Origin of the sequence: Streptomyces sp. cmx-18-6 (assembly GCF_046548915.1) — a bacterium.
Classification (GTDB): domain Bacteria; phylum Actinomycetota; class Actinomycetes; order Streptomycetales; family Streptomycetaceae; genus Streptomyces.
The window spans coordinates 44,373-66,208 of the sequence record NZ_JAEBEP010000014.1; the positions used below are offsets into that span (position 1 = coordinate 44,373).

The following is a 21,836-nucleotide window of genomic DNA, read 5'->3' on the forward strand; positions in this document are numbered from 1 at the left end:
CTGTTCGGAAAGTTCGACCAGAACCGGCCGCGGGCCTTTTGCCGCCCCCGCACACCCTTTATAGTCAGAGTGACCATAAAGAAGGAGGCGGGCCCGTGAGCCTCGCGGACGTGCTCGATCCCCTGCAGCAGCCCCTGGTGACCGTCCTGGACACCCCGGTCAGCTGGACCGAGGTCCTGGGATTCGGCAGCGGGGCGCTGTGCGTCTGGCTGGTGGCCCGCCAGCACATCGCCAACTGGCCGATCGGCATCGCCAACAACGTCTTCTTCATCCTGCTGTTCGCCCAGGCCGGCCTGTACGCCGACGCCGGCCTCCAGATCGTCTTCATCACCCTCGCCGCGTACGGCTGGTGGACCTGGACCCACGGGGGTGGACCAGGCTCCTCCGTCCTTCCGGTGCGCAGGACGACCCGCACCGAATGGACCTGGCTGCTCGCGGCGGGGGTGGTGGGGACCGCCGGGCTCACCCTGCTGCTCACCCGGGCCACCGACTCCACCGTCCCGTTCTGGGACGCGGCCACGACCTCGCTGTCGCTGATGGCGACGTACGGGCAGTGCCGCAAGCGGCTGGAGTCCTGGTGGCTGTGGATCGCCGCCGACCTGGTCTACATCCCGCTGTACGCGCACAAGGGGCTGTATCTGACCTCGCTGCTGTACGCGGGGTTCCTCGCGCTCTGCGTCGTCGGCCTGCGCAACTGGCACCGCGACCTGACGGCCCGCGACTCCCGTACACAGGAGGTGGCCACGGTATGAAGCGTTACGAACACGGCCTGGTCCTCGGCAAGTTCTACCCGCCGCACGCCGGCCACCACCACCTCGTCCGGAGCGCCCAGGACCACTGCGAACGGCTGACCGTGCTGGTCTGCGCCGCCTCCGTGGAGTCGGTCCCGCTCGCGGACCGGGTCGCCTGGATGCGCGAAGTGCACCCGGACGTCACGGTGGTGGGCGCGGTCGACGACACGCACATGGACGTGCGGGATCCGGCGGTCTGGGACGCCCATATGGCGGTCTTCACCGCCGCCGTGCCGGAGCGGGTGGACGCGGTGTTCACCTCGGAGGCGTACGGGGAGGAGCTCGGCCGCCGTTTCGGGGCGGCCTCCGTCCTCGTCGACCCCGACCGCACCCTCTTCCCGGTCTCCGGCACGGCCGTGCGCACCGACCCGGCCGGCTGCTGGGACTTCCTCCGGCCGCCCGTGCGGGCCGCCCTCGCCCGCCGCGTCGTGGTCCTCGGCGCGGAGTCCACCGGCACCACCACCCTGGCGCGGGCGCTCACCGACCACTACCGGGCACGCGGCGGGGTCTGGGCGCGGACGGGGTACGTCGCCGAGTACGGGCGCGAGTACAGCGAGCGCAAGCTCGCCGCCCTGCGCGAGGAGTGGCCCGGGGCCGCCTGGGAGGACGTCACGTTCACCACCGACGACTTCCCCGCCATCGCGCGGGCCCAGAACGAGCGGGAGGAGGCCGCCGCCCGCACCGGCTCCCCGGTGCTCTTCTGCGACACGGACTCCTTCGCCACCACCGTCTGGCACGAGCGGTACGTCGGCGGGCGCAACCCGCTCGTCGAGGAGATCGCGGACAAGGCCGCGCACCACCTGTGGCTGCTCACCGACCACGAGGGCGTCGCCTTCGAGGACGACAGGCTGCGGGACGGCGAGGAGCTGCGGCCCTGGATGACCGACCGCTTCCGCGCCGAACTCACCCGCACGGGAAGGCGGTTCGTCGAGATCACCGGCCCGCCCGAGGCCCGTCTCGCGCGGTCCGTCGCCGCCGTGGACGAACTCCTCGCCACCGGCTGGGACTTCGCCGCGCCCCTCACGGAGAAGCGATGAGCGCCGGCGTGCCCGAGGGGTACGACCCGCACGCCTTCTGGCCGTTCGCGGTCGCCGTCGACCTCGCGGTCTTCACCGTCCGGGACGGCGCGCTGCACGTGCTGCTCGTCGAACGCGGGCAGGACCCGTTCCGGGGGCGCTGGGCGCTGCCGGGCGGCTTCGTCCTGCCCCGCGAGTCCGCCGACGAGGCGGCCCGCCGCGAGCTGGCGGAGGAGACCGGACTCGGCCCGGACGCCGTGGACGCCCTGCACCTGGAGCAGCTGCGCACCTACACCGCCCCGGACCGCGACCCGAGGATGCGGGTCGTCTCCGTCGCGTACGCCGCACTCCTGCCGGACCTGCCCGAACCGCGCGGCGGCGGCGACGCGGCGAGCGCCCGGTGGCGCGACGCGGGCTCCACCGGCCCGCCGGCCTTCGACCACGACCACGACCGGAACCTGGCCTTCGACCACGACCGGATCCTGGCGGACGCCCGCGACCGGATCGGGGCCAAGCTCGAATACACCTGCCTGGCCACGGAGTTCTGTCCCGCCGAGTTCACCCTCGGCGAGCTCCAGCAGGTCTACGAGACGGTGTGGGGCGTCGAGCTGGACCGCCCCAACTTCCGGCGCAAGGTCCTGAACGCGCCCGGCTTCGTCCAGCTCGTCGACCGGCCGCCGCGCCGCACGGGCGGCCGGGGCAAACCGGCCGCGCTGTACCGGGCGGGCGGAGCCACGGCCCTGCACCCGCCGCTGCTGCGCCCGCCGCCGCCGGAGCCGCCGAGCCCGGCCCCGTAACCGTCGAAGGCTCTCCCGGCCCCGCCGATCCACCTCTCTCGCGCCCGCGCCCGGAAGGACGAACGCCATGACCATCGCCACCCGAAGACTGACCAAGCAGGCGGCCACCGGCTCGCTGACCGGGCTCGCGCTCGGCGACGCGCTGGGCTTCCCCACCGAGTTCAACGACGTGCCCTCGATCCTCGCCACGTGCGGCCCCTGGCGGGGGATGGAGCTGCCGACCCCCGCCATCGTGACCGACGACACCCAGATGACGATCGCGCTGGGCCGGGGCATCCGCACCGCCATGGACAGCGGACTGCTCACCCCGGAACGCATGGTGGAGCCGGTGCGGCGGGAGTTCGCCGCCTGGTACCACTCGCCGGACAACAACCGCGCCCCCGGCAACACCTGCCTCACCGCCTGCCGGCTGCTCGAAGTCGTCCCGGTCTGGCAGGAGGCGAGCCAGACCCGCTCCAAGGGCTGCGGGGCCAACATGCGGGTCGCGCCCATCGGCCTCGTCCCCGGCCTCAGCGACGAACAGCGCGCCGGAGCCGCCCAGCTCCAGGCCGCCCTCACCCACGGCCACCCCACCGCCCTGGCCGCGTCCGACCTGACCGCCCGCGCGGTCCATCTGCTCGCCCAGGGAGCCGAACCGCTCGGCCTGATCGGGCAGTTGCGCAGTTACGCGTACGAGAACAGCGGCCGCTACCACACCCGTTGGCTCGGAGACCTGTGGCGCTACGCCGGGGACGTCTCGCCCGAGGCGTTCATCAGCCGCGGCTGGGACGAGTGCCGACACGCCCTGGCCGCCGTCCAGGAGGCCCTGCGCACCCCGTCGCCGGAGACCGACCCGTGCGAGCGGACCGGCGACGGCTGGATCGCGGAGGAAGCCCTCGCCACCGCCCTGCACTGCTTCCTGCTCTTCCCCGAGGACCCGCTCACCGCCCTGCGCCGGGCCGCCTGCACCCGGGGCGACTCCGACTCGATCGCCTGCCTGGCGGGGGCCTTCGCCGGGGCCCACCTGGGCGCGGGGGCCTGGCCCCAGGAGTGGTCGGAGCGCATCGAGTACCGCAGCGACCTGCTGTCCCTGGGGGCGCTCTGGGATGCTTGAGCGATGAACGCGGCTCCCCTCACCCTGACGTCCGCCGGCCTGCCCGTCGCCGACCTGCGCCCCGACCTCGCCGAGGCCCCGGGCCCGCTGGTCTTCGCCACGGTCTCCGGCGCCCACCTCTACGGCTTCCCCTCCCGGGACTCGGACGTGGACCTGCGGGGGGTCCACGTCCTGCCCGCCGAGGACCTGGTGGGGCTGCACGAGCCGGAGGAGACCCGGACCCGGATGTGGGAGCGGGACGGGATCGAGATGGACCTCGTCACCCACGACCTGCGGAAGTTCGTCCGCCTGATGCTCCGGCCGAACGGCTATGTCCTGGAGCAGCTGCTCTCCCCGCTGGTGGTGCACACGAGCGCCCTCCACACCGAACTGGCCGCCCTCGCCCCCGGCGTGCTGACCCGCAACCACGCCCACCACTACCGGGGCTTCGCCGGCACGCAGTGGCGGCTGTACGCGAAGAGCGGCGAGCTGAAACCGCTGCTCTACACCTTCCGCGCCCTGCTCACCGGCATCCACCTGATGCGCGGCGGGGGCGTCCAGGCCCATCTGCCGACGCTGCTCGACGAGGTCGACGACGCCCCCGCCTATCTGCCCGGCCTGATCGCGGCCAAGGCGGAGGCCGAGCACGCGGCGGCGACGGACCTGGACGGGGGAGCGGTGACCCGGGACGTCGAGGAGCTGCACCGCGTCCTGGACGAGGCGCAGGAGCGCTCCCGGCTGCCGGAGGCCGCGACGGCCCTGGAGGACCTGCACGCCCTCGTCGTACGGGCGAGGCTCGCGCCCTGACGTCCGGTCCCCGGGCCGGTCCTCAGGCCGACGCGCGCCGGGTCCGTACGAGGAAGTCCTCCACCGCCGCCCGGTCCGGCCCGGGCGGCAGCGGGGAGGCGGCCGCCGCCGCGTCGTTCTCCTCGGCCAGGCGGTTCATCCGGCGCTCCACCTCCGGCCAGGGCACCTCGCCCCGCTTCACCGCCAGCAGGTCCTCGCGCGCGCCGCCGACGTCGATGCGCAGCTCGCCGGTGCGCAGCAGGTCCGGGCCGCTCGCCAGCAGCCGCAGCAGGTGCATCGCGTGCTTCCAGCGGGGCGCGCCGTGCACCCGCACGTCCGCCTCCAGCTTCTTGCGCTGGCCCAGCGCGTAGCGGACGAAGGTGGCGTGGGACAGCCGGGAGAGGAACGCGCCGCGCAGGGCGATCAGTTCCCGGCCGGTGTCGTCCACGTACTCCACCAGCGGGGAGTGCAGGCACTCCAGCACGTTCGGATTGGCCCGCAGCGCCAGCTCGCAGAAGCGCTCCAGCTCCCAGGAGAACTGCTCGGGCCCGGGGCCCTCGATGTGCGCCGGGGGCTTGTCGAAGCGCCAGAACAGCGGGGTGGGGGCGACGAACACACCCCGCCGGTCGGTGTCGCTGCCCTCCGTCGCCAGCCCGAACGCACGCGAACCCATCACACACGCGTAGACCGTGTGGTCGCGTACGAGCGTCTCGTCGGCAGGAGTGATCATGGCCGCGAGGGTACGTGGGGGAGAGCCGCCCCGCCTCCGCGTTCCGTCCGCCCGCTCCCGGGATCCGGCCCGACGCCCTCAGCCCAGCCGGATCGTCCCGTCCGCGACGGTGATCCGCTCGGCGGGCAGCGGACGGGTCGCCGGGCCGGCCTCGACCGCCGCGTCCGTGAGGGAGAACCTGCTGCCGTGGCAGGGGCAGTTGATCGTGCCGTCGCTGACCGTGGAGACGAGGCACTTCGCATGGGTGCAGACGGCGGAGAACGCCTTGAACTCGCCCTCCTCCGGCTGGGTCACCACCACCTTCCGGTCCTTGAAGACGGTGCCGCCGCCGACCGGGACGTCCCCGGTCGCGGCGAGCGCCTCCCCGCCGCCGCCGGGGGAGGCGTCCGGGGAGGCCCCGGGCGAGGTCGCGGCCGTCTCCCCGCCGCCACCCCCGTCCCCGTCCGATCCGCAGCCGGCCACCAGGGCGGCGGCCCCTGCCGCGCCCGCCGCCAGGACCGTCCTTCGCCGTGCGTTCATGGGCTCTCCAGTTGTCAGGTGTGGGGGATGCGTGCTCGCCATGGTGGCGGCAGGGAGCGCGCAGGTGAAGCAACCCGGCGGGCCGGGGCCGATTTCCCGCACCGCCGACCGCGAAATCGCCCTGGAAGGCCGACCGGCACACCGCGTCTCACCTGGAGAGCGCGGCGACCGCACCCCGCCCCGTCCCTCTAGGGTGATCAGGAGCAGCGCGGAAGTGAACGAGCGAGGAGTACGACGTGGCGGTACGAGCGGTCCGGGGAGCCGTCCAGCTGGAGCGGGACGAGGCCGGACACATGGACGAGCGGGTCGGTGAGCTGCTCACGGCCGTCCTGGAACGCAACGAGCTGGTCGCCGACGACCTGATCAGCATCTGGTTCACCGCCACCCCGGACCTGCACTGCGACTTCCCGGCCGCCGCCGCGCGCGGGCTCGGGATCGTCGACGTACCGCTGATCTGCGCCCAGGAGCTGGACGTCGAGGGGGCCATGCCCCGGGTCGTGCGCGTCCTCGCCCACGTCGAGACCTACCTCCCGCGCGCGGAGATCCAGCACGTCTACCTCGGCGCCACCGCCGCCCTGCGCAAGGACATCGCCCAGTGAGAACCGCCCTCGTCATCGGCACCGGGCTCGTCGGCACCTCCGCCGCCCTGGCGCTCGCCGGCCGCTCCGTCCACGTCCACCTCGTCGACCGCGACCCGGAGTCGGCCCGTACGGCGGCGGCGCTCGGCGCGGGGACCGACGAGCCGCCCGCCGGCCCGGTCGACCTGGCCGTCATCGCCGTACCGCCCGCCCACACCGCCACCGTCCTCGTCGGGGCCATGCGCGACGGGGTGGCCCGGGGCTACCTGGACGTGGCCAGCGTCAAGGGCGGGCCGCGCCGCGAGCTGGAGGCGCTCGGCCTCGACCTCACCCCGTACATCGGTACGCACCCGATGGCCGGCAAGGAGCGCTCCGGGCCGCTCGCCGCCACCGCCGACCTCTTCGAGGGCCGCCCCTGGGTCCTCACCCCGACCCGGGACACCGACACCGAGGTCCTCAACCTCGCCCTGGAGCTCGTCGCGCTCTGCCGGGCCGTGCCCGTGGTGATGGACGCCGACGCCCACGACCGGGCCGTCGCCCTCGTCTCGCACACCCCGCAGCTGATCTCCTCCATGGTCGCCGCGCGTCTCGAGGAGGCCGACGAGAGCGCCGTACGCCTCTGCGGCCAGGGCATCCGCGACGTGACCCGGATCGCCGCGTCCGACCCCCGGATGTGGGTGGAGATCCTCTCCGCCAACCCGGGGCCGGTCGCGGACGTGCTCGCCGGGGTCGCCGCCGACCTGGCGGAGACCGTGACCGCGCTGCGCGGCCTGCACTCGGCCGACGAGGAGAAGCGGCGCGCGGGCACCGACGCCATCGAGGACGTCCTGCGCCGCGGCAACGCGGGCCGCGTCCGGGTCCCCGGCAAGCACGGCGCGGCCCCCGCCGTCTACGAGACCGTGGCCGTCCTCATCGGGGACAAGCCGGGCGAGCTCGCCGCGATCTTCGCCGACGCCGGCCGGGCCGGGGTCAACATCGAGGACGTCCGCATCGAGCACGCCACCGGGCAGCAGGCGGGCCTGGTCCAGATCATGGTCGAACCGAGCGCCGCCCCCGTCCTCGCCGCCGCCCTCACCGAGCGCGGCTGGTCGATCCGCGGCTGAGGACGCGGTACGGGGCGACGACCGGCCGTGCGGGGGCGGCGGCCCGGGGACACCGCGGCCCCGGCACGCCGTACGCCCCCGCCGCCTCCCCCGTACGGGGACGGAGCCTCCCCCGTACGGGGTACAAGGGCGCGCCCGGCACTCGGTAACCTGGTACGAGGCCGTCTTCGGGCCCGTCCGTCCCCACCCCGTGTACCAGGAAGGTGTCCACCACCGTGGAAACCGCAAGCTCCGCAGTGATCGTCGCCATCGACGGGCCCTCGGGCACCGGCAAGTCGAGCACCTCCAAGGCCGTCGCCGCCAAGCTCGGCCTGAGCTACCTGGACACGGGCGCGCAGTACCGGGCGATCACCTGGTGGATGCTGGACAACGGCATCGACGTGACCAGCCCGGCCGAGATCGCCACCGCCGCCGCCAAGCCCGTCATCGTCTCCGGCACCGACCCGACCCGCCCGACGATCACCGTCGACGGCCGGGACGCGTCGGGACCGATCCGCACCCAGGAGGTCACCTCCAAGGTCAGCGCCGTCAGCGCGGTCCCCGAGGTGCGCACGATCATCACCGAGCTCCAGCGCTCCATCGCCGCCGGCGCCGAGGGCGGCATCGTCGTCGAGGGCCGGGACATCGGCACCACCGTGCTGCCCGACGCCGACCTCAAGATCTTCCTCACCGCCTCCCCGGAGGCCCGCGCCGCCCGCCGCAGCGGCGAGGTCAAGGGCTCCGACCTCGCCGCCACCCGCGAGGCCCTGATCCAGCGGGACGCCGCCGACTCCGGCCGCAAGACCTCGCCGCTCGCCAAGGCGGACGACGCCGTCGAGGTGGACACCACCGAGCTGACCCTCCAGCAGGTCATCGAGTGCGTCGTCACCCTCGTCGAGGAGAGGCGGACAGCCGCGTGAGCGACGCCACGGGGGCGCCCACACCGCGCGGAGCCGCGGTCGGGCGAAGAATCGGCATCGGCCTGATGCACGGGCTGTTCAGACCCCGGGTGCTCGGCGCGTGGCGCGTGCCCGTCGCCGGACCCGTCATACTCGCGGTGAACCACTCCCACAACATCGACGGACCGATGCTGATGGGGACCGCACCCCGGCCGGTGCACTTCCTGATCAAGAAGGAGGCGTTCGTCGGCCCCCTCGACCCGTTCCTGCACGGGATCGGCCAGATCGAGGTGGACCGTACGACCGTCGACCGCACCGCCATCGGCCACGCGCTGGGCGTCCTGGCCGGGGGCGGGGTGCTCGGGATCTTCCCGGAGGGCACCCGGGGCCAGGGCGACTTCGCCTCTCTGCGGGCCGGACTGGCGTACTTCGCGGTGCGGGGCGGGGCGCCGATCGTCCCCGTCGCCGTCCTGGGAAGCACGGAGCGCCGCGGACGGTTGATACGGGGGCTGCCCCCGCTGCGCAGCCGGGTCGACGTCGTCTTCGGTGACGCGTTCGACGCGAGCGCCGGCGACGGGCGGCGTACGCGCAAGGCGCTGGACGAGGCGACCGTGCGGATCCAGGCGAAGCTCACCGCCCACCTGGAAAGCGCCAAGCGCCTCACCGGGCGATAGGCGAGACTTGACCTGACTTGAGTAGTGGACCGCGCTGATCGTGGTCCATCGATGATGATGCAAAGAGGAACGGACTTCATGAACGACCAGATTCACTCCGGCGGCTCGGACCACGAGCACGGAGAACTTGGCGACGCCGAGTACGCGGAGTTCATGGAGCTCGCCGCGCAGGAGGGCTTTGACCCCGAAGAGGTCGAGGGCGCCCTCGGCGAGGCCGGACACGGCCCCCTTCCCGTGCTCGCCGTCGTCGGCCGCCCCAATGTCGGCAAGTCGACCCTGGTGAACCGGATCATCGGCCGCCGCGAGGCCGTCGTGCAGGACAAGCCCGGCGTCACCCGCGACCGCGTCAGCTACGAGGCCGAGTGGGCGGGCCGCCGCTTCAAGGTCGTCGACACCGGCGGCTGGGAGCAGGACGTGCTGGGCCTCGACGCCTCCGTCGCCGCCCAGGCGGAGTACGCCATCGAGACGGCCGACGCGGTCGTCTTCGTGGTCGACGCGACCGTCGGCGCCACCGACACCGACGAGGCCGTCGTCAAGCTGCTGCGCCGGGCGGGCAAGCCCGTCGTGCTGTGCGCCAACAAGGTCGACGGCCAGAGCGGCGAGGCCGACGCCACCGCCCTGTGGTCCCTCGGCCTCGGTGAGCCCTACCCGGTCTCCTCGCTGCACGGCCGCGGCACCGGCGACATGCTGGACGCGGTCCTGGAGGCCCTGCCGGACGCCCCGGCCCAGAAGTTCGGCACCGCGCTCGGCGGCCCCCGCCGCATCGCGCTGATCGGCCGCCCGAACGTCGGCAAGTCCTCCCTGCTGAACAAGGTCGCGGGCGAGGACCGGGTCGTCGTCAACGAGCAGGCGGGGACCACCCGGGACCCGGTCGACGAGCTGATCAAGCTCGGCGGCATCACCTGGAAGTTCATCGACACGGCCGGCATCCGCCGCCGCGTCCACCTCCAGGAGGGCGCGGACTACTACGCCTCGCTGCGTACGGCCGCCGCCGTGGAGAAGGCCGAGGTCGCCGTCGTCCTGATCGACTCCAGCGAGTCCATCAGCGTCCAGGACCAGCGGATCATCACCATGGCCGTGGACGCCGGGCGCGCCCTGGTCGTCGCCTTCAACAAGTGGGACACCCTCGACGAGGAGCGCCGCTACTACCTGGAGCGCGAGATCGAGACGGAGCTCGCGCAGATCGCCTGGGCCCCCCGCGTCAACGTCTCGGCCCTCACCGGCCGGCACATGGAGAAGCTCGTCCCGGCGATCGAGACCGCCATCGAGGGCTGGGAGACCCGCGTCCCCACCGGCCGGCTGAACGCCTTCCTCGGTGAGATCGTCGCCTCCCACCCGCACCCGATCCGGGGCGGCAAGCAGCCGCGCATCCTGTTCGGCACCCAGGCGGGCACCAAGCCGCCGCGGTTCGTGCTGTTCGCCTCCGGCTTCCTGGAGCACGGCTACCGCCGCTTCGTCGAGCGCCGGCTGCGCGAGGAGTTCGGCTTCGAGGGCACCCCGATCCACATCTCGGTGCGCGTCCGCGAGAAGCGCGGCCGCAACAAGTAGCACCCGCGCGTACGAGAGCCCCGGCCGTCCCCCTGTGGGGCGGGCCGGGGCTCTCTCGTACGCCGTCCTCAGGAGTCCCGGGACCCCGGGGGGAGCGCGGCGGGCCGGGGCCGCCCGGCGTGCCGGCCCACTCGCTGCCAGGAGCCGAGGCTCCCGGTGTGCTGGCTCTGGCCGCCGCCGGGCCCGGTCGTGTGCTGCTGGCCCTGCCCGGCCGGGGCCGCCGCGTGGCCGTTGCCGCCCAGCGGGGCGCGGGAGGCGAAGAGCCCGGCGCCGAAGGCCGGGAAGCGGAGGTTCTCCTCACCGCTGCGGTCACCCGGCAACGCCCGGAACGAGCGCCGGTACTCGGAGTACAGCGCGTCGTAGATCGGGGTGGCGGACGTGCCCACCGATGGATCCTGCGAGGGGCGCATGGCAGGAATCTGGCTCTGGTGCTGGCGGGAGGCGTCGTATGAGTGCACGTAGGTGCCAACGACGTCACCGCCGGTCGGATGCGGTCCCGCCGGAGAAAACGCTGTTCGGCGGGGGCGCCCGGGGGCGGACATGATCAGGTCCCGGCCAGCGGCATCGACGCGGCGACCAGGACCCCGTTGACCGCGGCCTTCTCCAGGGCGTCCCGGAGCAGGTCCTCGCGCGGCTGCTGGCCGATGGTGCCGGCCGGCGCGGCGAAGACCAGGACGTGCTGCGACTTGTTGACCGCGGCCCGCCAGCCGTCCGTCACCTGGAGGGGCTGGTGGGCCTGCCACCAGGCGACCGGGTTGCCGCCGCCGGGGCCCGGCTGGAGCACGGCGTGCAGCTGGCCCACGGCGAGCAGCACCGACCAGCCGGGGAGCACCTCCGGCAGCCGGTTCAGGTCGGGGGCGGGCCAAAAGCCCTGCTCCAGCAGCAACGAGAGGAACTCGTCGCCCCCGCTGCCGTCCGTGCCGGGCCGGGCGACCGGACCGGTCGGTTCGACGACCAGGGCCGGGCGGAGATCGTCCTCGATGAGGACGAGACCGCTGGTGATGCCGAGGACGGCCTGTTCGGGCATGCGCCCCTCCGTGTTCTTCTGCTCGCTGCCGGTGATGCTGCGCACCGCGCCCTGGAGCTGGTCCTCCGCGACCTTGACGACCTGCGACGGGATGCACGTCGCGTGGGCGAACGCGAGCACGGCGGTCTCGTCCCCGATGAACAGCACCGTGCTGGTGCGCTCCTGATCGGAGTCGCCGGGGGTGCGGCAGGAGGTGCAGTCGTAACTGCCGGGTGTTTCGTCGCCGACGAGCAGCCGGTCGGCTTCGTCGTCGCCGATCTCGGCGCGTACGTCCTGGCTGACGTCGAGCATGCGCGGCACGGGTGGCTCCTGGAGGCTCGGTGCGGGGCCGGGCGGTTCCCGGCTCATGAAGAGACAACGCGGGATCCGTGGCAGGGGTCACGCACCGGCGGGGACGGAAGTGGAGACCGGGTCGACACATCGCCACATCGAGGAGTCGACCGCCGCCGCCCCGCCCGCCGGGCGGCCCCGCACGGGAAGACGCCCCCCGGGGTGCGGGGAGACATCCCGAAGTTTTGGGCCGGACGCGGGCAACCTCCCGGTTATTTCTCACGTCAAGCACGGAGGAATGCGTGGATGAAAGAGGCGCGAGCAGGCGGGCGGAGTACGTTACCGGCCGCCGTCGCGGCGTATTCCGGCCATCGCTTACCCGGCGGCCATCCGGATTCAGGGCTTCCAGAAGCCGCTGGTCAGCGGTGGTTCCGGGGGAGTGGCGCCGGCTGCCGGAGGGGGGTGCGCATTCCGCCCGGGAATCCACGGCATTCCGGGTGCATTCCGGGCGGGGAAGCCGCCGGGACGTACAGTCGCAACAGACCGGCCCGACCAGGGGGAAACGGCACCGACATGCATATCTCATTTCTTCTGCACAACGCGTACGCCATCGGGGGAACGATCCGCTCGACCTTCACGCTCGCCCAGACGCTCGCCGAACAGCATGACGTCGAGATCGTGTCGGTCTTCCGCCACCGGGACGTGCCCTCGCTCGGCGCACCCGAGGGCGTGACGCTGCGCCACCTCGTCGACCAGCGGAAGAAGAGCCCGACCTACGACGGCGACGCCGCCGAACACGCCCTGCCCGCGACGGTGTTCCCGCGCGGCGACAGCCGGCACAAGCAGTACAGCAGGCTCTCCGACGACCGCATCGCCGCCCATCTGAAGGCGGTGGAAGCCGATGTCGTCGTCGGCACCCGCCCCGGCCTGAACGTGCACATCAGCCGCCAGACCCGCCGGGGTCCGGTGCGCGTCGGGCAGGAGCACCTCACGCTCGACAACCACGGCTACCGCCTGCGGCGCGAGATCGCCCACCGCTACCGGCTGCTCGACGCCCTCACCACCGTCACCCGCTCCGACGCCCTGGACTACCGCAAGCGGATGAAGCTGCCGGGCGTGCGGATCGACGCCATCCCCAACGCCGTTCCCGAGCCCGCCTGTCCGCCCGCCGGCGGTGACCTGAAGTGGGTGATCGCGGCGGGCCGGATGCACCGCGTCAAACGGTACGACCTGCTGGTACGGGCCTTCGCCCGGGTGACGGCGGTCCGCCCGGACTGGCGGCTGCGGATCTACGGCGGCGGCGACGAGCTGGCGGCGCTGCGCACCCTCGTCGGGGAACTCGGCCTGCACAACCGCGTGTTCCTGATGGGTGCGGTCAACCCCCTGGAGGCCGAGTGGCCCAAGGGGTCGATCGCCGCCGTCACTTCGCACCGCGAGTCCTTCGGCATGACGATCGTCGAGGCGATGCGCGGCGGGCTGCCGGTCGTCGCCACCGACTGCCCGTACGGACCCGCCGAGATCATCGAGGACGGCGTCGACGGACGTCTGGTCCCGGTCGGTGACGTCGACTCCATCGCCGCCGCCCTGCTCCAGCTGATCGAGGACGACGACCTGCGCCACCGGATGGGCAAGGCCGCGCTCACCGCGGCGGCGCGCTTCGACCCGGCGCGGGTCGCGGAGCGCCACGAGAACCTGTTCACCGAACTCGTCGCCGGCGGCGCCCGCGGCGGCGGCCACGGCGCCCTGAGCACCGCCGTGCACCGCGCCCGGGGCGCCGTGCTCGACGGTGCGTACGCCCTGCGCTACAAGGCCGCCGACGTGATCCGCAAGGGAAGGGCCGCATGAGCCGCCGTACCGTACGAGCCGACTGCGCCGCCGATCCGGCCGGAGCACTCACCTTCGACCTGTCCCTCGACGCCGCCCCGGAATCCGTGCTGCTCCTGCGCAACCGGGGCGCGGCGGGCCGTCTCCCCGGCGGCACGGTGCGGCTCCCGCTGAGCCGGTCCGGCGACGGGCTGCTGCGGGCGGTGCTGCCGTCGACCACGGAGCTGCCCGAGGGGCGCTGGGACGCGTACGTGGAGGAGCCCGGGGCCGAGGACACCGTGACCCTCCTGCCGGGGCTGCGCGATCTGCGGGCCCTCGTGGACCGCGCTCCCGGCATCGGCCCGTCCGGGATCGGCTCCCGGGTGCCCTACCCGACGCTCGACGGCCGCCTCGCGGTGCGCTGCTGGCTCCGGGCCCCGCACGCCGAGGCGGGGGACGTCGGCCTCGACGCGTCCCACCTGACGGTCCAGGGAGTGCTGTACGGCGTCGAGGCGGGGGAGGGGGCCGAGGTGGAGGCGCGGCTGCCCGGGGAGCCCGAGCGGGCGCACCGGGTCCCGCTCACCTCGTCCGGCGGGCCGGGCGGAGCCTTCGCCTTCACCCTGCCCTACGCCCCGCTGACCGCGGAGCCGGTGCGCGAGGAGCAGCTCTGGCAGCTGTGGCTGATTCCGGCGGAGGGCGCGAAGGGGGTCAGGATCTCCCGCATCCTCGACGACGTCTGGTCCCGCAAGAAGTCCTTCGTCTACCCGGGCCGCCCGGCGGCGAAGGGCGTGGTCGCCGCGCCCTGCTACACCGACGACAACGACCTCTGTGTGCGTCTGAAGCCGGTGCCGGACGGCTCTTGAGCTCCCGGCCGGGCTGTCCGGCGGGGCGCTTCACTCGGTGAGAGCGACGTGAAGAAAAGATAAGCCAGTGGTAAGGGAGCATGAAATCCCGGTGTTCCGACCATTCGGACGGTCGGGGCCGCGGACGGTGAAAGGGGCAGGTCGCCCAGGTGTTTCCGGTGAGTGGTCGGCGGCCTCGGCGCGAGATGCGCAGGGAGCGGCCCCGCTATTTCACTCCGGTGCTTCCGGTCGGCCCGTTCGGGTGAATAGGCCGGGATTTGCGGGTGTGGGGATCCTGTGACACAAGCGTGACCGCGACGGCATACGGGGATGCGGGGGAGGGCCTTCGGGTCCGGCCTTCCCTCGCGGTCCCCGGCCGCCTACGGTGAGGGGTATGGCCTCTCTACCGACCCCTCCAGCCCAGCCGGACGACGCCCCCGACTCGTATGTCGGCCTCGGCGCCGACACCGCCGAACAGCAGGCGAGAAGCCGGGGCTGGGACACGGTCCGGGCGGTTCCTCCGGGGACTTTCCTGACCATGGAGTTCCGTGCCGGACGCATCAACTTCCAGGTCGAGGACGCCACGGTGACGCGCTGCTGGGTGGGCTGACACCCGCCCCGGAAACCCGAAGGCCCATGACGAAGGCCCCGACCGCGCGGTCGGGGCCTTCGTCATGGGCGGGGGCCGGGCTGTGCGTACCGAAGAGTCGGCAGGTCAGCAGCCCGTCATCGGGCGGGCCGGGCCGGCGGCGCTCCGGGGGCCGTGTTCCAGGTGGGCAGGGGGGCGGCGGGCGCCCGCCCCGGTCGTCGGCGGCCGCTCCGACCGCACCGGATGCGTCCCGTGGGCCCGGGCCCTCGCTCCGGGCGCCGGGTGCCCGGCGGGAGCACTCGGGACGACCGCCAGGGACGGCCCCTCGGCGGCGAGCGACTGGGGGAGCAGCACCGGCTGCGGCACGGCCTCGGGGGCGAGTGCCGGACGGCCGGCCCTGCGGCGCTCGCGCCACTGCTCGCGCACGGCGAAGACATAGGTCTCGGTCCGGGCGATCAGCGGCTCGAACCACGGCAGGGCCAGCAGGATGAGCAGCCCCGCCGCCCAGCCCAGCAGCACATCGCTGAGCCAGTGCGTGCCGATGTAGACGGTGGTGAGGCCGACGCCCAGGGAGACCGTGGCGGAGACCGCCGACAGATAGCGCCTGGCCCGTGGCGTGGTGGCCAGATAGGCGAGGATTCCCCAGGTCACAACGGCGTTCGCGGTGTGACCGGAGGGAAATATATCGCCGCCGGCGAACATCTCGGCCGAGCCGATCTGCGTGGCGTAGTGCGGGCCGAGCCGCCCCAGGCCCAGCTTGACCGCGCCGACCGTCACATTGAGCAGCAGCAGGGAACAGCCGAGGACCAGCAGCGGCCGGAGCGTGTGCTGACGCCATGAGCGCCAGCCCAGCCAGCAGGCGACCATCACGGCCGTGGGGCCGCGCTGACCGAGCACGACGTAGTAGTCGAGGAAGGCGTGCAGTTCGGGCCACTGCTGGTAGGGCCGGAACAGCATGACCTTCCAGTCCAGGGTCACCAGCCAGGACGTGACGAGCACGGCGAAGACGATGGCGAGATAGAACGCCAGCGTCCCGCCGAAGAGGGCGGCGCGGTGACGGCTCATCCGCGGTGGCTCTATCTTCGGCGGTTCCGGCTCCCGGTCCAGGCGGGCGAAGATGTCGGTACGCACCCAATCGACGTTACAGCGAGTGAGTGAGTGCGCAGGCCAATCCGGTCTCTTTGTGATGACGATGTGATGTGGACTTCGTCTCAGGACGGCGTCATTTCCGGGCGCTCACGGAGAATCTTCCGGAGCCCGCGGCGTATTTATTCCGGGCTTCGTTCGTAAACGTGTTTGATCTTCCGGTCTATTTCGGTAACGGGAATCCGCAGGAATTGATCCCGCCGTTCGGGGGAGGCGCACCGCCTCGCGCCCCGCTCCCGGGCGGCCCCCGGCATCCCGGCGGAGGCCCCCCACCGGCGGACCCGGCGTGGGGTAGGCCACACTGTCCAGCGGACCGAGCTATGAGGTGGACCACGTGTGACCACGCCGAACTCGCGTACGCTGACGGCTCACTCGCCCGTCGATGCCGGGCCCGGGGGGCGCGCACACCACGTCCCCGTCGGTCCGCCGAGCGCGAGGGACTCATCGGGAGGTACGTAGATGTCCGGGACGACCACGGCCGGAATCCGGCTGCGTCGAGCCGCCGACGACGCCAACCGCTGGGTCGTCCTCGTCGTCCTCTGCCTGAGCTTGCTGGTGGTCGCGCTGGACGCGACCGTGCTTCATGTCGCCGTCCCCTCGCTCACCGAGGACCTGCGGCCGACCGCCACCGGACTGCTGTGGATCGTCGACGCCTACCCCCTGGTCTGCGCCTCGCTGCTCATCCTCTTCGGCACTCTGGGTGACCGGGTCGGCAGGCGGCGCGTGCTGCTCCTCGGTTACGCGCTGTTCGGCGTCGCCTCCGTGCTCGCCGCCACGGCCGACACTCAGGCCGTCCTGATCGCGGCCCGCGCCCTGCTCGGCGTCGGCGGCGCGATGATCATGCCCGCCACCCTGTCGATCCTGCGCCAGGTCTTCCCCGACCGCCGCGAGCGGGCGCTCGCCATCGGGGTGTGGACCGCGGTCGCCGCGGTCGGCGCCGCCACCGGGCCGGTCGTCGGCGGCTTTTTGGTCCAGCATTTCTGGTGGGGCTCGGTCTTCCTGATCAACATCCCGCTGATGGCCCTCATCCTGCCGCTCGCCCGCTGGCTGCTGCCCGAGTCGCGCGGCGCGCAGGACGGCCCGTGGGACGTGCTGGGCGCGCTGACCGCCGCGGCCGGGGTCCTCGGGGTCGTCCTCGGCGTCAAGCGCCTGGGCGGCGGGGCGGGCCTCCTGGACCCGGTCTCACTGGGCCCGCTGGCCCTCGGGCTGGTGCTCCTGGTCCTCTTCGTACGCCGGCAGAAGCGCCGTACGCACCCGTTGATCGACATCTCCATGTTCGCGCGCCCGGCCTTCTCCACCGCGGTCGGCTGCATCGTCCTCGCCATGCTGGCCCTGGTCGGCCTCCAGCTCATCGCCGTCCAGTACCTCCAGCTGGTGCTGGACCTCAGCCCGCTGGAGACCGGGCTGCGGCTGCTGCCGCTGACGTTCGCCGCGATGGCCGCCGGCGCCACCGGCTCGTACACCCTGCGCCGCTTCGGCCCCCGGAAGATGGTGGGCTGCGGCTTCGTCCTCACCGCCTCCGCCGTGCTGCTGCTCACCTCGATGGGCCAGAGCGACCGGCCCGTCCTGCTGACCGCCGGTTTCGTCCTGCTCGGCTTCGGACTCCAGTCGACGCTCTTCGGCGCGTACGAGTCGATGCTCAGCGACGCCCCCGCCGAACGGGCGGGCGGGGCCGCGGCGATAGGGGAGACCTCCTACCAGCTCGGCGCGGGCCTGGGCATCGCCCTGCTCGGCAGCGTCATGAACGCCGCGTACGCCCCCGGCCTCGCCCCCCTCCGCGAGCAGGGCGTCCCCGCCCGCGCCGGCGCGGAGGCATCCCACTCGCTGGGCGAGGCATACCAGGTGGCCGCGCAGCTCGGCGGCCCGATGGGGGAGCTGCTGCGCTCCACGGCCCGGAACGCCTTCATCGGCGGCCTGCACATCACGCTCTTCGTCAGCGCCGGCCTGCTGCTGCTCGGGGCGCTCGCGGCCCTGCGGCTGCCGAAGGCGATGGACTGTCCGCCGAAGGAACGCTGTCTCCTGGGGGAGCGCGAGACGGCCGAGTCCGCCGGCCGCCCGGCGTCCGGGCCCGAGGTCCCGGCGGCCGCCCCGGAGCGCCCGGCCCGCCGCCTGGCCCTCCCCGCGCGGCGCGAACCGGCCGAGGCCACCGGCTCTGGACGAGCGGCACGCTGAGCCGTAACGTCTCCCCGACGCCCTGACTACCACTGCTAGTTTTCGGAGGCCGTGGGCGTCCCCGGTCCTCCGAGCACCGTGCGAGCCGCCGGAGGCGCCCTCATGTCCAGCACCGAGTCCGCGAAGCCCTCGAAGCTCCCGCCGTTCGACGCCGCCGACCCCCTCGGCATCGACGATCTGCTCGGCCCCGACGACCTCGCGATCCGCGACACCGTCCGCACCTGGGCCGCCGACCGGGTCCTGCCGCACATCGCCGAGTGGTACGAGAAGGGCGAGCTGCCCGGCATCCGGGAGCTGGCCCGGGAACTCGGTGCGCTCGGCGCGCTCGGCATGTCGCTGGACGGCTACGGCTGCGCCGGGGCGAGCGCCGTCCAGTACGGGCTGGCCTGCCTGGAGCTGGAGGCCGCCGACTCCGGGATCCGCTCGCTCGTCTCCGTACAGGGCTCTCTCGCGATGTACGCGATCCACCGCTTCGGCTCCGAGGAGCAGAAGCAGCGGTGGCTGCCCGGTATGGCGGCCGGCGAGATCATCGGCTGCTTCGGGCTGACCGAGCCGGACCACGGCTCGGACCCGGCCGGGATGCGGACGTACGCCAAGCGCGACGGCGAGGACTGGGTGCTCACCGGGCGCAAGATGTGGATCACCAACGGCTCGGTCGCCGGGGTCGCGATCGTCTGGGCGCAGACCGACGAGGGCGACGGGGGCCGGGGCATCCGCGGCTTCGTCGTGCCGACCGACACCCCCGGCTTCTCGGCGCCGGAGATCCACCACAAGTGGTCGCTGCGCGCCTCGGTCACCAGCGAGCTGGTCATGGACGGCGTCCGGCTCCCCGCCGACGCGGTGCTCCCTGACGCGACCGGGCTGCGCGGCCCGCTCAGCTGTCTGAGCCACGCGCGGTACGGGATCGTCTGGGGCGCCATGGGCGCGGCGCGGGCCAGCTTCGAGTCGGCCCTCGACTACGCGCGGACCCGGGAGCAGTTCGGCCGGCCGATCGGGGGCTTCCAGCTCACCCAGGCGAAGCTGGCGGACATGGCCCTCGAACTGCACAAGGGCATCCTGCTCGCCCACCATCTGGGCCGCCGGATGGACGCGGGGCGACTGCGCCCCGAGCAGGTCAGCTTCGGCAAGCTCAACAACGTACGAGAAGCCATCGAGATCTGCCGCACCTCGCGCACGATCCTCGGGGCCAACGGGATCTCGCTGGAGTACCCGGTGATGCGGCACGCCACGAACCTGGAGTCGGTGCTCACCTACGAGGGCACCGTGGAGATGCACCAGCTGGTGCTGGGCAAGGCGCTCACCGGTCTCGACGCCTTCCGGTGACCGCGCCACCGGCGAAGGGGCGCGTCGGCCGGACGCGCTGACCGGAACTTTCCGGCGAGCGCCCTGCTCAGCTCTGGTTGAAGAAGCCGTCGGCCTTGCGGCCGGCGGCTTCGCCGGCGACCACCTGGGTGTCGGCCGGGGACAGCAGGAAGACCCGGGTGGCCACGCGGTCGATCGAACCGCGCAGGCCGAAGATCAGCCCGGCGGCGAAGTCCACCACGCGCTTGGCGTCGGCGGGGTCCATGGCCGTGAGGTTGACGATCACCGGGACGCCGTCCCGGAACAGCTCACCGATGGCCCGTGCGTCCCGGAAGCTGTCCGGGGTCACCGTGGCGATCCGGCGGTCCTGCTCCTTCGCCGCCTCGGCGGCCACCTGCACCCGGGGGTCGGTGACCCACGCCTGGTTGCCCGTGCCGGTCTCCGCACCCTCGGCGTACTCGTCGTCGTAGTACCGCTCGTCGTTGTCCTCTACGAGGCCCAGCCACGCACTCGCCTTGCGCACCGATCCCATGGACGCCTCCTCTCAACCGCGGTTCCTTGGTGTTCCGCATCTCTTACGTATCCCTATGGTCGTCCATGATGCGGATACCGCGCCAAGTGGATAGTCGGCGAGCAGGTGATTCGTGACGGTACTGGTGCAGAACATGTGGCGGTTCGTCAGGGTTCCTCCCGTATAAGGGCGGTTCTCTTAGGAAAATATGATGCTCCAGTCCGTACGGGTGACATGGGGGACGTACGGGTGAACGGATCACTCGATACGATGCACGCCGCCCAGGTGCGCGAGCGGCGCGCACCGGCGATACGGCTCGCGGGGGATCGTCGTGTTCGGAATCGTGAGGCCCTGTACCCACCGGCTCTCCGAAGGACTCAGAACCGAGTGGATGGCCCATCTCTGCGGTCTCTGCCTGGCTCTGAGGGCGGATCACGGACAGTTCGCCCGGATCGTCACGAACTATGACGGTCTGATCGTCTCGGTCCTGACGGAGGCTCAGGCCGGCCGCACCCCGGCGGGGCGGCGCACCGCGGGCCCCTGCCCGCTGCGCGCCATGCGCACCGCACCGGTCGCCCGGGGCGAGGGGGCCAGGCTCGCCGCCGCCGTCTCGCTCGTCCTCGCCTCCGCCAAGGTGCGCGACCACGTGGCCGACCGGGACGGGCTGTTGGCCCGCCGGCCGGTCGCGGCGGCCGCCCGGCGGGTGGCGGCGGGCTGGGACCGGGCGGGCGCCCGCACGGGGGCGGCCCTCGGCTTCGACACCGCCCTCCTGGTCGACGCGGTCGACCGGCAGACCGGCATCGAGACGCTCGCCGGGCCCGGCACGCCGCTGCTGACGGTCACCGAACCCACCGAGACGGCCACCGCCGCCGCCTTCGCCCACACCGCGGTCCTCGCCGGAAAGCCGCAGAACGTCGCGCCGCTCGCGGAGGCCGGCCGCCTCTTCGGGCGGCTCGCGCATCTGCTGGACGCGGTGGAGGACCGGGAGGCGGACGCGGCGTCGGGCGCCTGGAACCCGCTCACGGTGACCGGCACGCCGCTGACCGAGGCGCGCCGGCTGTGCGACGACGCGCTGCACGGCATACGGCTCGCGCTCCGCGAGGCGGAGTTCAGCGACGGCAAGCTGGTCCATGTGCTGCTCGCCCACGAACTGCGGCGCTCGGTCGACCGGGCGTTCGGCACGTCGTCCTGCTCGCACCAGGGGCGGCAGAGCCCCCAGGGACTGCTGACGCCCGACTCGCACCCGGGGCGCCAGGGGCCGCTGACGCCCGACTCGTACCCGGGCCGGCAGGGGCCGCTGACGCCGGAGGGCTCCTTCGGGCCGCAGCCCGGGAACCCGTACGGCCCGACCCCCGGCCATCCGTACGCCCCCACGCCCGGGAATCCGTACGGCCCCCCGCCCGGCGGCCCCGGCGGCCCGCCCCCGCCCCGGCCGCCGCGCGACCGGCGCGGGCTGATCGCCGGGTGCCTGGTGTGGGCGGGGCTCGCCTGCACCTGCCAGCTGTGCTGCGGGAGCTTCGAGGACCCCTGGAGCCGGGAGCGGCGGGACGGCCTGTGCGCCCAGTGCGACTGCGGCGGTTGCTGCGAGGCGTGCAACTGCTGCGGCCAGTGCGGCGAGGGCTGCTGCTGTTGCGGCGACTCCTGCGGGTGCGACTGCTGAACCCGCAGGAGGGACGGCCGCC

The 21,836-nt window shown here is 73.2% G+C and carries 22 protein-coding genes; 16 read left to right on the top strand and 6 right to left on the bottom strand.

Translation table 11 applies throughout. The features are described 5' to 3' along the window. The first annotated feature begins 95 nt into the window (after window positions 1-95). The 5 genes from pnuC (at window position 96) to ACLJPL_RS27775 (ending at window position 4,483) form a co-directional block, all read left to right on the top strand. Window positions 96-752, top strand: a complete 657-nt coding sequence (pnuC, locus tag ACLJPL_RS27755; protein WP_411083669.1) for a nicotinamide riboside transporter PnuC — start codon at window positions 96-98, stop codon at window positions 750-752. Beyond that, window positions 749-1,828, top strand: coding sequence for an AAA family ATPase (locus ACLJPL_RS27760; protein WP_411083670.1), 1,080 nt, complete (start codon window positions 749-751; stop codon window positions 1,826-1,828). Before pnuC ends, ACLJPL_RS27760 begins: the two co-directional genes overlap by 4 nt. Then, on the top strand, window positions 1,825-2,604 hold the full coding sequence (locus ACLJPL_RS27765; RefSeq protein ID WP_411083671.1) for an NUDIX hydrolase: 780 nt from the start codon (window positions 1,825-1,827) through the stop codon (window positions 2,602-2,604). The genes ACLJPL_RS27760 and ACLJPL_RS27765 overlap by 4 nt, the downstream gene beginning before the upstream one ends. Before the next feature lie 67 nt (window positions 2,605-2,671). Then, a complete protein-coding gene (locus tag ACLJPL_RS27770; RefSeq protein ID WP_411083672.1) occupies window positions 2,672-3,697 on the top strand; it encodes an ADP-ribosylglycohydrolase family protein in 1,026 nt (341 codons plus the stop codon). A 3-nt stretch (window positions 3,698-3,700) separates the two neighbouring features. After that, entirely contained in the window at window positions 3,701-4,483 is a 783-nt protein-coding gene (locus ACLJPL_RS27775) for a DNA polymerase beta superfamily protein (RefSeq protein WP_411083673.1), read from the top strand. 22 nt (window positions 4,484-4,505) lie between these two features. Here ACLJPL_RS27775 and ACLJPL_RS27780 read toward each other — a convergent pair whose 3' ends face one another. After that, on the bottom strand, window positions 4,506-5,192 hold the full coding sequence (locus ACLJPL_RS27780) for a DNA polymerase beta superfamily protein (RefSeq protein WP_411083674.1): 687 nt from the start codon (window positions 5,190-5,192) through the stop codon (window positions 4,506-4,508). A gap of 78 nt (window positions 5,193-5,270) precedes the next feature. Continuing rightward, a complete protein-coding gene (locus ACLJPL_RS27785) occupies window positions 5,271-5,711 on the bottom strand; it encodes a Rieske (2Fe-2S) protein (protein ID WP_411083675.1) in 441 nt (146 codons plus the stop codon). A 236-nt stretch (window positions 5,712-5,947) separates the two neighbouring features. Here ACLJPL_RS27785 and aroH point away from each other — a divergent pair, with 236 nt between their 5' ends. The 5 genes from aroH to der all read left to right on the top strand — a co-directional run bounded on the left by aroH (window position 5,948) and on the right by der (window position 10,492). Beyond that, window positions 5,948-6,310, top strand: a complete 363-nt coding sequence (gene aroH, locus ACLJPL_RS27790; protein WP_411083676.1) for a chorismate mutase — start codon at window positions 5,948-5,950, stop codon at window positions 6,308-6,310. Beyond that, window positions 6,307-7,392 carry a prephenate dehydrogenase gene (locus tag ACLJPL_RS27795; protein ID WP_411083677.1) on the top strand — a complete coding sequence of 362 codons (1,086 nt, stop codon included), beginning with the start codon at window positions 6,307-6,309 and terminating at the stop codon, window positions 7,390-7,392. The genes aroH and ACLJPL_RS27795 overlap by 4 nt, the downstream gene beginning before the upstream one ends. Before the next feature lie 203 nt (window positions 7,393-7,595). Beyond that, a complete protein-coding gene (gene cmk, locus ACLJPL_RS27800; protein WP_411083678.1) occupies window positions 7,596-8,291 on the top strand; it encodes a (d)CMP kinase in 696 nt (231 codons plus the stop codon). Further along, on the top strand, window positions 8,288-8,944 hold the full coding sequence (locus ACLJPL_RS27805) for a lysophospholipid acyltransferase family protein (RefSeq protein WP_411083679.1): 657 nt from the start codon (window positions 8,288-8,290) through the stop codon (window positions 8,942-8,944). The genes cmk and ACLJPL_RS27805 overlap by 4 nt, the downstream gene beginning before the upstream one ends. Window positions 8,945-9,022: 78 nt before the next feature. Continuing rightward, window positions 9,023-10,492, top strand: coding sequence for a ribosome biogenesis GTPase Der (gene der / locus ACLJPL_RS27810; RefSeq protein ID WP_411083680.1), 1,470 nt, complete (start codon window positions 9,023-9,025; stop codon window positions 10,490-10,492). 68 nt (window positions 10,493-10,560) lie between these two features. Here the strand turns inward: der and ACLJPL_RS27815 are convergent, their stop codons facing one another. Together ACLJPL_RS27815 and ACLJPL_RS27820 are read right to left on the bottom strand one after the other, a co-directional pair. Beyond that, window positions 10,561-10,902 carry a hypothetical protein gene (locus tag ACLJPL_RS27815; RefSeq protein ID WP_411083681.1) on the bottom strand — a complete coding sequence of 114 codons (342 nt, stop codon included), beginning with the start codon at window positions 10,900-10,902 and terminating at the stop codon, window positions 10,561-10,563. Between the two features lie 134 nt (window positions 10,903-11,036). After that, on the bottom strand, window positions 11,037-11,819 hold the full coding sequence (locus ACLJPL_RS27820; RefSeq protein ID WP_411083682.1) for a hypothetical protein: 783 nt from the start codon (window positions 11,817-11,819) through the stop codon (window positions 11,037-11,039). Window positions 11,820-12,362: 543 nt separating this feature from the next. On the opposite strand from ACLJPL_RS27820, the gene ACLJPL_RS27825 reads away from it, so the two are divergent. The 3 genes from ACLJPL_RS27825 to ACLJPL_RS27835 all read left to right on the top strand — a co-directional run bounded on the left by ACLJPL_RS27825 (window position 12,363) and on the right by ACLJPL_RS27835 (window position 15,044). Then, window positions 12,363-13,634 carry a glycosyltransferase family 4 protein gene (locus ACLJPL_RS27825; RefSeq protein WP_411083683.1) on the top strand — a complete coding sequence of 424 codons (1,272 nt, stop codon included), beginning with the start codon at window positions 12,363-12,365 and terminating at the stop codon, window positions 13,632-13,634. Then, window positions 13,631-14,455, top strand: coding sequence for a transferase (locus ACLJPL_RS27830; protein ID WP_411083684.1), 825 nt, complete (start codon window positions 13,631-13,633; stop codon window positions 14,453-14,455). The genes ACLJPL_RS27825 and ACLJPL_RS27830 overlap by 4 nt, the downstream gene beginning before the upstream one ends. Before the next feature lie 373 nt (window positions 14,456-14,828). Next, window positions 14,829-15,044, top strand: a complete 216-nt coding sequence (locus ACLJPL_RS27835) for an I78 family peptidase inhibitor (RefSeq protein ID WP_411083685.1) — start codon at window positions 14,829-14,831, stop codon at window positions 15,042-15,044. 105 nt (window positions 15,045-15,149) lie between these two features. On the opposite strand, the gene ACLJPL_RS27840 is transcribed toward ACLJPL_RS27835, so the two are convergent. Then, window positions 15,150-16,154: a phosphatase PAP2 family protein gene (locus ACLJPL_RS27840; RefSeq protein WP_411083686.1), complete on the bottom strand. Its 1,005-nt coding sequence runs from the start codon at window positions 16,152-16,154 to the stop codon at window positions 15,150-15,152. Window positions 16,155-16,628: 474 nt separating this feature from the next. On the opposite strand from ACLJPL_RS27840, the gene ACLJPL_RS27845 reads away from it, so the two are divergent. After that, window positions 16,629-18,341, top strand: coding sequence for an MFS transporter (locus ACLJPL_RS27845; protein ID WP_411083687.1), 1,713 nt, complete (start codon window positions 16,629-16,631; stop codon window positions 18,339-18,341). Between the two features lie 102 nt (window positions 18,342-18,443). Beyond that, complete coding sequence (locus ACLJPL_RS27850) at window positions 18,444-19,664, top strand: acyl-CoA dehydrogenase family protein (RefSeq protein ID WP_411083688.1); 1,221 nt, start codon at window positions 18,444-18,446, stop codon at window positions 19,662-19,664. A 67-nt stretch (window positions 19,665-19,731) separates the two neighbouring features. Here the strand turns inward: ACLJPL_RS27850 and ACLJPL_RS27855 are convergent, their stop codons facing one another. Next, window positions 19,732-20,175, bottom strand: coding sequence for a cell division protein SepF (locus tag ACLJPL_RS27855; protein WP_411083689.1), 444 nt, complete (start codon window positions 20,173-20,175; stop codon window positions 19,732-19,734). 310 nt (window positions 20,176-20,485) lie between these two features. Here ACLJPL_RS27855 and ACLJPL_RS27860 point away from each other — a divergent pair, with 310 nt between their 5' ends. After that, a complete protein-coding gene (locus ACLJPL_RS27860) occupies window positions 20,486-21,814 on the top strand; it encodes a DUF5685 family protein (protein WP_411083690.1) in 1,329 nt (442 codons plus the stop codon). The last annotated feature ends 22 nt before the right edge of the window (window positions 21,815-21,836 follow it).